The sequence below is a fragment of the Frigoribacterium sp. RIT-PI-h genome, from assembly GCF_001297205.1.
In the GTDB taxonomy this organism is placed as follows: Bacteria; Actinomycetota; Actinomycetes; order Actinomycetales; family Microbacteriaceae; genus Frigoribacterium.
Genome location: NZ_LHOZ01000062.1, coordinates 1 through 8,164, shown reverse-complemented (window position 1 = coordinate 8,164; position 8,164 = coordinate 1). Strand labels below are relative to the sequence as shown.

Annotated in this window: 8 protein-coding genes; 6 read left to right on the top strand and 2 right to left on the bottom strand. The window is 73.6% G+C overall.

The window, feature by feature from the left end; translation table 11 throughout:
* Positions 1–255: 255 nt before the first annotated feature.
* From AEQ27_RS06510 to AEQ27_RS06500, 3 genes are all read left to right on the top strand, one after another.
* A complete protein-coding gene (locus AEQ27_RS06510) occupies positions 256–651 on the top strand; it encodes a hypothetical protein (RefSeq protein ID WP_054145921.1) in 396 nt (131 codons plus the stop codon).
* Positions 652–844: 193 nt separating this feature from the next.
* Positions 845–1,897 (top strand): metallophosphoesterase, encoded by a 1,053-nt coding sequence (locus AEQ27_RS06505; RefSeq protein ID WP_082383302.1) that lies wholly within the window; start codon positions 845–847, stop codon positions 1,895–1,897.
* Positions 1,819–2,835 (top strand): NAD-dependent epimerase/dehydratase family protein, encoded by a 1,017-nt coding sequence (locus AEQ27_RS06500; protein ID WP_054145920.1) that lies wholly within the window; start codon positions 1,819–1,821, stop codon positions 2,833–2,835. The genes AEQ27_RS06505 and AEQ27_RS06500 overlap by 79 nt, the downstream gene beginning before the upstream one ends.
* Here the strand turns inward: AEQ27_RS06500 and AEQ27_RS06495 are convergent.
* A complete protein-coding gene (locus tag AEQ27_RS06495; RefSeq protein WP_054145919.1) occupies positions 2,748–3,527 on the bottom strand; it encodes an HAD family hydrolase in 780 nt (259 codons plus the stop codon). The two genes, AEQ27_RS06500 and AEQ27_RS06495, sit on opposite strands and share 88 nt — an antisense overlap.
* Before the next feature lie 50 nt (positions 3,528–3,577).
* Here AEQ27_RS06495 and AEQ27_RS18050 point away from each other — a divergent pair, with 50 nt between their 5' ends.
* From AEQ27_RS18050 to AEQ27_RS06480, 3 genes are all read left to right on the top strand, one after another.
* On the top strand, positions 3,578–4,003 hold the full coding sequence (locus AEQ27_RS18050) for a hypothetical protein (protein WP_152970214.1): 426 nt from the start codon (positions 3,578–3,580) through the stop codon (positions 4,001–4,003).
* Positions 4,004–4,378: 375 nt separating this feature from the next.
* Positions 4,379–5,311 carry an aminodeoxychorismate lyase gene (locus AEQ27_RS06485; protein WP_235451002.1) on the top strand — a complete coding sequence of 311 codons (933 nt, stop codon included), beginning with the start codon at positions 4,379–4,381 and terminating at the stop codon, positions 5,309–5,311.
* A 303-nt stretch (positions 5,312–5,614) separates the two neighbouring features.
* Positions 5,615–5,884 carry a hypothetical protein gene (locus tag AEQ27_RS06480; RefSeq protein ID WP_054145917.1) on the top strand — a complete coding sequence of 90 codons (270 nt, stop codon included), beginning with the start codon at positions 5,615–5,617 and terminating at the stop codon, positions 5,882–5,884.
* 141 nt (positions 5,885–6,025) lie between these two features.
* On the opposite strand, the gene glgX is transcribed toward AEQ27_RS06480, so the two are convergent.
* Complete coding sequence (gene glgX, locus AEQ27_RS06475; protein ID WP_054145916.1) at positions 6,026–8,083, bottom strand: glycogen debranching protein GlgX; 2,058 nt, start codon at positions 8,081–8,083, stop codon at positions 6,026–6,028.
* Positions 8,084–8,164 lie beyond the last annotated feature (81 nt).

Genomic DNA, 8,164 nt, shown 5'->3' with positions numbered 1-8,164 from the left:
GCCGACACCTCGCATCCTCCGTCGGCAACTCCTGTCTCGTGCCGCCACCCGCCCGCGCCACGCCCACCCCTGCACCCCGGGTGCCGCACCAGCCAGGAATTGCCGACACCGACACCGACCGCGGAGGGCGGTCCGAGCTACACCGTCGACGGGCGCCGGGTGCGCCGAGGCGGCTCCCCAGTCCGGGTCGCACCCCAAGGGGCCGCCCCCGCACTGGGCGTCGCCCCGGGAGCCCCGACCTGGCACGGTGATGAGGTGACGATCTCGCCGACCTCCGCCTCGCACCCCGTCCACGAGCAGGAGCTCGTGTTCGCCCACGTGCGTGCGGTCCTGGGCGCGGCGGAGGCCAGCCCCGTGCTTCCCCGGCTGTCCCGTCGCAAGACCGCCCGCGCCCTGGCGTCGGCCGGCTTCTGCAACCTGACCGGCGAACCCGTCCGGGCGTCCGCCCTGAAGCAGGACGGGACGCAGTTCTTCGACCGCTCCGAGACCGTCCTGGTCGAGTCGCTCGCCAAGGGCCGACGCTTCTACGGCCTGTTCGTCGAACCGACGTCGCCGACCCACGAGGACTGGGCGACGATCACCGACATGTTCGCCGAGCTCGGGCGCCGCGTGCACGGCCGCCTCGCCCCCGCCGACCAGTTCCGCGGCTGAGCCCGGCCGCCACATCCGGGGTCGCACCATCGATGTGCTGTCGAACCACCCATCTGCGTGGTTCGATGCCCCATCCGTGGTTCGACTCGACCGCCCGAGCCACCCGAGCCGCCCGAGCCACCCGGGCCGCCCGAGCCGACCGAGCCGGCCGAGCACCGCGCCGCTGCGACCCCGCACCCGGTAGCGTCGCGACATGCACGCCCTGCCGCCCGGAGCCCTCCGCATCGTCCACCTCAGCGACGCCCACCTGCTCGCCGACGGAGCCCTGCACCAGGGCGTCGTCGACACGGCCGAGGCCCTCGACCTCGTGCTGGCGGAGGCCGCGCGGGTCGAGGGGGTGCGACTGCTGGTGGGGTCGGGCGACCTGTCGGACGACGGGACCCGCGCCTCCTACCGGCACCTGAGCGAGCGCACCGACGCCTGGGCCCGCGCGGCCGGAGCCGAGGTGGTGCTCGTGCCGGGCAACCACGACGTGCGCGAGGGCTTCGCCGAGGTGCTCGGCGGCGACCCGGCCCGACCGCTCGACCTCGTGCGCGACGTCGACGGGTGGCGGGTGATCGGGCTCGACACGTCCGTGCCCGGGGCCGGCTACGGCCTGCTGCGACCCGAGCAGCTCACCTGGCTCCGCGACGAGCTCGCGACGCCCGCCGGGCGTGGCACCGTGCTCGTGCTGCACCACCCGCCGATCGCGGCGCCGACCACCCTGCACGAGTCGCTCGCCCTGCAGGACCCGGAGGCGCTGGCGGCGGTCCTCGAGGGATCGGACGTCCGCGTCGTCCTCGCCGGGCACTACCACCACCACATCGTCGGCCACCTGGCGGGCGTGCCCGTGGTGGTCGCGCCCGGGGTGGCGAACGACACGGACGTGCTGGCGGCCGTCGGCACCGAACGGGCCGTGCGCGGCTCGGGGTTCGCCGTGGTCGAGGTGTCGGCCGACGGATCGGTGCGCTCGACCCCGGTGCCCGTCCGCGACCCACGCGACGGCGACGAGGTGTTCGTGCTGGACGAGGCCGCCGTCGCCCGCAGCGCCGCCGAGGCCGGCGCTCCCCCCGCCGCCCGACCCGGGCCGGACCCGCGCCCAGGGGCCGCGCGTAGGCTCGGGCCAGGCCTGCCGCCCACCCGGGGCCGGCGAGAGGCCGATCGTCGAGTCGTGAAAGTGAGACACCCATGCGCGTGGTCGTCGTCGGAGCCACGGGCAACCTGGGCGCCCCCCTGCTCCCCCGCCTGCAGGCCGAACCCGAGGTGACGTCCCTCGTCGGCGTCGCCCGCCGGGGTCCGCGCATGGCGACGCCGCCCTACGGCGAGGTCACCTGGTTCTCGATCGACGTCGGGGCCGACGACTCGCCCGTCGCCCTCGAGCGCGCGTTCGCGGGGGCCGACGCCGTCGTGCACCTCGGCTGGGCCCTCCAGCCGAGCCACCGCAAGGCCGTCATGTACCGCACGAACGTCCTCGGCACCTCGCACGTCCTCGACGCCGCCGCCCGGGCCGGTGTGCCGCACGTGCTCGTCGCGTCGTCGGTCGGCGCCTACTCGCGGGGCCCCAAGGGCCGCCGGGTCGACGAGACCTACAAGACCAAGGGCGTCCGCCGCTCGAGCTACTCGAAGCACAAGTCGATCAACGAGCGCGTCATGGACGCCTTCGCCGAGCAGCACCCCGAGGTCACGCTGACCCGCATGCGCCCGGGCCTCGTGTTCCAGGCCGCCGCCGCGAGCGAGATCGTCGGCCTCTTCGCCGGCCGCTGGGTGCCCACCCGCTGGATGCAGCGCGTGCGCCCCCCGTTCCTGCCGCTCGCCCCGCGCTTCGTGTCGCAGGTCGTGCACGCGAGCGACGTCGCGGACGCGTTCTGGCGGGCGATCGACCGCCGTGCCGGTGGGGCGTTCAACCTCGCCGCCGAACCCGTGGTCGACCCCGACCGCATCGCCCGGGCGTTCGGCTCCCGCCTGCTGCCCGTGCCCTACCGCCTGTTGCGCGCCGTCGTCCAGCTCACCTGGCTGGCCCGTCTGCAGCCGACCGAACCGGGCTGGCTCGACATCGCCGCCAAGATCCCGGTCATGTCGACCGAGAAGGCCCGCACCGTGCTCGGCTGGACGCCGCGTCACACGTCGGACGAGACCCTGCGGGAGTTCGCCCACGCCCTCGCCCACCGCACGAACCACGAGGGGTCACACCCGCTGAACGGCTGACCGCCTGCGGCCCTCCAGGCCCGCCAGGCCCGCCCTCCCCTACGGGAGCGGCAGCTCGAGCAGTCCGTCGGCCCGCACGGTGACCGACACGCCCTCGCACCCGGTGCCGCGCGGCGGCCCGGCGGCGGCGGGCCCGTCGTGGCCGCCGCCGCCGACGACCGAGGCTCCGGCGGCGCGGGCGGCCGCGGCCCCGCCGCGGCGTCCTCGAAGCCGACGCCCTCCCCCGGGTCGCCCCCGAGCAGCTCGGCAGCCGGCAGATATCCGTCGGGGGCGGGTTTGCCCACGGCCCCCGGCTCGGACGCCAGCACGACGGCGGGCCAGGGCACGCCCGCCTCGGCCATCCGCGACCGTGCCAACTCGTGGTTCGCGCCCGTCACCAGCGCCCCCCGGTCGCCCGGCCGGCCGTCCAGGAAGGCGGCCGCACCCGGGATCTCGACGGTCCCGGCCCGCGTTCCGGCCTCGACGGCCTGCAACCCGTCGGTCAGCGTGCGCGCCTCGCCCTCGGACATCCCGGGCAGGAACCGCGTGACGGTGTCGTGGGTCTGCCGTCCGTGCGCGAACGCCAGCAGCTCGACGACGTCGAGCTCGTGCTCGGCGGCGAAGTCGCCCCAGATGCGTTCGACGACGGCCGTCGAGTCGACGAGCGTGCCGTCCATGTCGAACACGATCGCGCGGCAGATGAGGGTCGTCATGCCGCCAGTCTGCCCCGGCGCACATGCGGCACGCACCCCCACGGCGTACCGTGCCCGCATGCACGAAGACGAGCACGACACCCAGACCGGCCCCACCCCGCGCGACGAGTCGACGACCACGGCCCGCGTCGGCCACGCCGGCACCGCCGCCCCCGCGCCGGCCCGCGGCGCCGCCGCCGCCCCGAGGGCGGGCTCCCGCGCGGCGCGGCGCCCACCGCCGCGATGCGGCGGGCGGCCGGCGAGGCACCCCCGCCGTCGACGAGGACCCCGACCTCGACGCCGTCCAGGCCCTGCCCGGTGAGGGCGGCCCGGACGACGGCGGCGACATCGAGGTCGACCCCGACGACCTCAACCTCTCGGGCGACTCGATCCCCGGGCACCCCAAGCCCGGCGAGCCCGATCCCGCCGACGACTCCACGGCTCACGGCGCCACCCCGGCGCACCCGAAGCCCGGGCCGCCCAAGCCCCGAGGCTGACACCTCCGCACCGACCACGAAGGGCCGCACCGTCTCGACGGTGCGGCCCTTCGGCGCGTGCGGTGTGGTGCCGGGCGGGCCGCCCCGTGAAGAAGCTCTCGGCCCGCCGGGCACCACGCGCCCACCATGGGCGGGCTCGTTCACGGTACCTCCGCTGTCTGGGCACGCCAAGGACGCATCGTTCGAGAAACCCCTGTTCAGGCGCAGAAAATAGCTAGATCGCCTAGCCAGGCCAACGATTCGACGCCCGATGTCCGCCGTCGAGCAGCGATCCAGCCACTCCGGGTCGCGAGAGCGTCTAACCTCTCGACGACGAGCGATTCTCCACAGCCTGTCCACAAAGCGAAAACCCCGGCCCGAGGTACGGTCGAGGGCGTGACCGACCTCGCTGCCGACGCCTCCCCCACGACCGACACCGCACCTCCTGCCCCCGTGCTCGTGGTGATCGACCGAGCCCGGGCCGGCGCCCGAGGCGAGGGTCCCGGGTGGCACGTCGCCGACGCGACCGAGCCGACCGTGAACGTCGTCGACCTGGGCGTGACCCGCGGCGACGGCATCTTCGAGGCGTTCGGCGTCGTCGACGGGGCCGTGCAGGCCCTCGAGCCGCACCTGCGACGCCTGGCCCGCTCGGCGGCGCTGCTCGACCTGCCCGACCTCGACCTCGACCTGATCCGCGAGGCGGTGCTCGCCTCCGCCGCCGCCCACGCGCCCGTGCCGTTCGCGTTGACCAAGTTGATCGTGACGCGCGGCCTCGAGGGCGTGCCCGACAGCGAGCCGACCGCCTGGGCACGCACCGAGGTCTACGAGGACCACGCCGCCGAACGTCGCGACGGCATCCGCGTCGTGGCGCTCGACCGCGGCTACCGGCACGACGTCGCGCAGACCTCGCCGTGGCTGCTCCAGGGCGCGAAGACGCTCTCGTACGCCGTGAACAAGAGCGTGCTGCGCGAGGCCGCCCGGCGCGGGGCCGACGACGTGCTCTTCGTGAGCAGCGACGGGTACGCGCTCGAGGGGCCGTCGGCCTCGCTCGTCGCGCGCTTCGGCGACCGCTTCGTCACGCCACGCACCGACCAGGGCATCCTCGAGGGCACGACGCAGGCCGCCGTGTTCGACGCCCTGGCGGACCTCGGCCACGAGACCGCGTACGAGCTGCTGCCCCTCGCCCGCGTGCACGAGGCCGACGCCCTGTGGCTGCTGTCGAGCGGGCGCCAGATCGCCCCGGTGTCGGACCTCGACGGGCGGCCCTTCGCGATCGACCACGACCTGACGACCTCGCTCGTCGAGGCGCTCTGGGCCCGTCGCGACTGAGCCCTGCTCACGACTCGGGGCGGACACACCGCACGGCCTCGACCGTCGTTCGAACGGATGTCCACCTTGCGAACGATGCGTCGGCCGATGGTGGCGATCGAACGGCGACCTGCGAGAGTCGGGAACGCGTCGATTCACGGCGACGCGACCCGCACCACCCCGTTCCGCACGCGGTCGCAGGGCCGCAGAGATGAGCAGAACAATGAACATCGTCCACGCCTCCGGGCACCACCCCCTCGCGCACGACCTGGCTCCCACCGAGCCGATCGACATCAGCGCATTCCTCCTGGCGGAGGCCACGGCATGAACGCCGCCGACCTCTCCCGTCTCAGCCACGACCAGCTCGTGGCACACGTCCGTCGCTCCGTCGACGTGACCGGTCACTACGTGGCCGACCGCCGGGTGCCCGCCGCCCGCATCGAGGTCTACCCCAAGCGTCGACCCGCCGTCCGGGCCCACCGGTCGCAGGCCGACCGCGAGCCCGTCGTCTGCGGCACCGTCGTCGACATCACGCCGGGCCCGAGCTACGCGGACTTCTTCGCCCCCGCGGCGCAGCAGCTCGCCACCGCCTGATCCCGGCCCGGCCTCGGCCGGCCCACACGACGACCGCCGTCCCCTCGGGGCGGCGGTCTTTCGTGTGCCCGGTGCACGCAGGAGGCGCGGTGCCGGTCCCGAGGACCCGCACCGCGCCTCCTGCGCTCGCGTCGTCGGAGCCTAGGAGGCGCGGCTCCGCAGCAGCGTGAAGCTCGCGTCGCGCACGAGCAGCGTCGTGACGGCGCCCTCGACCTGCTGGCCGGGGTCGCTCGACGAGGCGAGCTCCCACTCGCCGTGGGGCGCGTCGGGCACGTTGAACTCGACGACCGCGGTCGAGCCGTTGACGAGGTAGGCGAACGCGTCGGCGTCCTTGTGGGTCAGCACGAAGGTGATCGCCTTGTTCTCGCCCTGCTGCCAGTCACCGCTCGAGAACGAGTGGTCGTCGGCACGGCGCACCTGCACGTGGTCGTCGCTCTCGACCTCGGGGGCGTACCGGAACCAGTCGGGACGCAGCGCGGGGTTCTCCCGGCGCAGCGTGATCAGCTCGGTCGTGAAGGCGAGCAGGTCACGGTCGGCACGCTCCCAGTCGAACCACGAGATCTCGCTGTCCTGGCAGTACGCGTTGTTGTTGCCGCCCTGGCTGCGCGCGATCTCGTCACCGCCGAGGATCATCGGCACGCCGGCGCTGAGCAGCAACGTGCCGAGGAAGTTCCGGCGCTGGCGGTCGCGGTACTCGTTGACCGCGGGGTCCTCGGTCGGACCCTCGGCGCCGCCGTTGAACGACTTGTTGTCGCTCTCGCCGTCCTGGCTGTCCTCGCCGTTCTCCTCGTTGTGCTTCTCGGCGTAGCTCGTCAGGTCGGCGAGGGTGAAGCCGTCGTGCGCGGTGACGAAGTTGACGCTCGACAGCGGCGACCGACGGTCGCCCTCGTAGACGTCGGGGCTGCCGAGGACGCGGTCCGAGAACGTGGACAGGACGCCGGGTTCGCCGTTCCAGAACTCGCGGACGTCGTCGCGGAACTTGCCGTTCCACTCGGACCAGTCGGCCGGGAAGCCACCGACCTGGTAGCCGGCGGTGTCCCAGGGCTCGGCGATCATCTTGACGCTCTGCAGCACCGGGTCCTGGTGGATCAGCGTGAGGAACGCGCTGTGCTCGCTGGCCTCGCCGCCCTGACGGGTGAGGGTCGTGGCGAGGTCGAAGCGGAAGCCGTCGACGTGCATCTCGGTGACCCAGTAGCGCAGGCTGTCCATGATCAGGGCGAGTGCCGCCGGGTGGCTGACGTTCAGGCTGTTGCCCGTGCCGGTCGTGTCGAAGTAGTTGCCCTCGTCGCCCTCGACCAGACGGTAGTAGGCGGCGTTGTCGATGCCCTTGAACGAGATGGTCGGGCCCATGTGGTTGCCCTCGGCCGTGTGGTTGTAGACGACGTCCATCCACACCTCGAGGCCGGCGGCGTGGAGGTCCTTGACCATCTGCTTGAACTCGGCGACCTGGCCGCCGGCCGTGCCCGCGGCCTTCGACGCGTACTCGTCGTGCGGCGCGAAGAAGCCGATCGAGTTGTAGCCCCAGTAGTTGCGCAGGCCCTTCTCCTCGAGGTGGCTGTCCTGCACGAACTGGTGCGTGGGCAGCAGCTCGACGGCGGTGACGCCCAGGTCGGTGAAGTGCTTGATCGCGGCGGGGTGACCCATGCCGGCGTAGGTGCCCCGGATGTCCTCGGGCACGTCCGGGTGCGTCTGCGTGAAGCCCTTGACGTGCACCTCGTAGACGACCGTGTCCTCCATCGGCGTGAGCGGACGCCGGTCGTCGCCCCAGTCGAAGTCGCGGTCGGCGATGACGTTGCGGGGCATGGCGTCGGCGGAGTCGGTGTCGTCGCGCGTCTCGGGCTCGTTCATGTCGTGGCCGAAGACGGCCTGGCCCCAGTCGAACGTGCCGTCGAGCGCGGTCGCGTAGGGGTCGAGCAGCAGCTTGTGCTCGTTGTGGCGGAGGCCGGCGGCCGGGTCCCAGGGGCCTGCGACACGGAGGCCGTAGCGCGAGCCGACCCGCGCCTCCTCGACCACGGCGTGGAAGACGTGACCGGTGCGGTTCGTCAGCTCGAAGCGGCGCTCGGTGCCGCCGTCGGCCTCGTCGTCGAACAGGCAGAACCAGACGTGGTCGGGGGTCTCGGAGTACACCGCGCCGTGGGCACCGCCGTCGGGCAGGGGCGTCACGCCGAGGGGGTAGGGCAAGGAGCGGGAGTCGGTCATGCTCCCAGCAGTACAGGAGGAGCGCTGCCGGCGGCCAAGCTGAGCGCCGTACCCCGCCGAAGCGTCCTCCCCGCCCCGCGC

What these genes read in the sequence shown, in the direction of transcription:
- AEQ27_RS06505 (WP_082383302.1), top strand. Translation starts at nt 845, where the DNA reads ATGCACGCCCTGCCGCCCGGAGCCCTCCGCATCGTCCACCTCAGCGAC.
- AEQ27_RS06500 (WP_054145920.1), top strand. Translation starts at nt 1,819, where the DNA reads ATGCGCGTGGTCGTCGTCGGAGCCACGGGCAACCTGGGCGCCCCCCTG.
- AEQ27_RS06495 (WP_054145919.1), bottom strand. Translation starts at nt 3,527, where the DNA reads ATGACGACCCTCATCTGCCGCGCGATCGTGTTCGACATGGACGGCACG.
- AEQ27_RS06480 (WP_054145917.1), top strand. Translation starts at nt 5,615, where the DNA reads ATGAACGCCGCCGACCTCTCCCGTCTCAGCCACGACCAGCTCGTGGCA.
- glgX (WP_054145916.1), bottom strand. Translation starts at nt 8,083, where the DNA reads ATGACCGACTCCCGCTCCTTGCCCTACCCCCTCGGCGTGACGCCCCTG.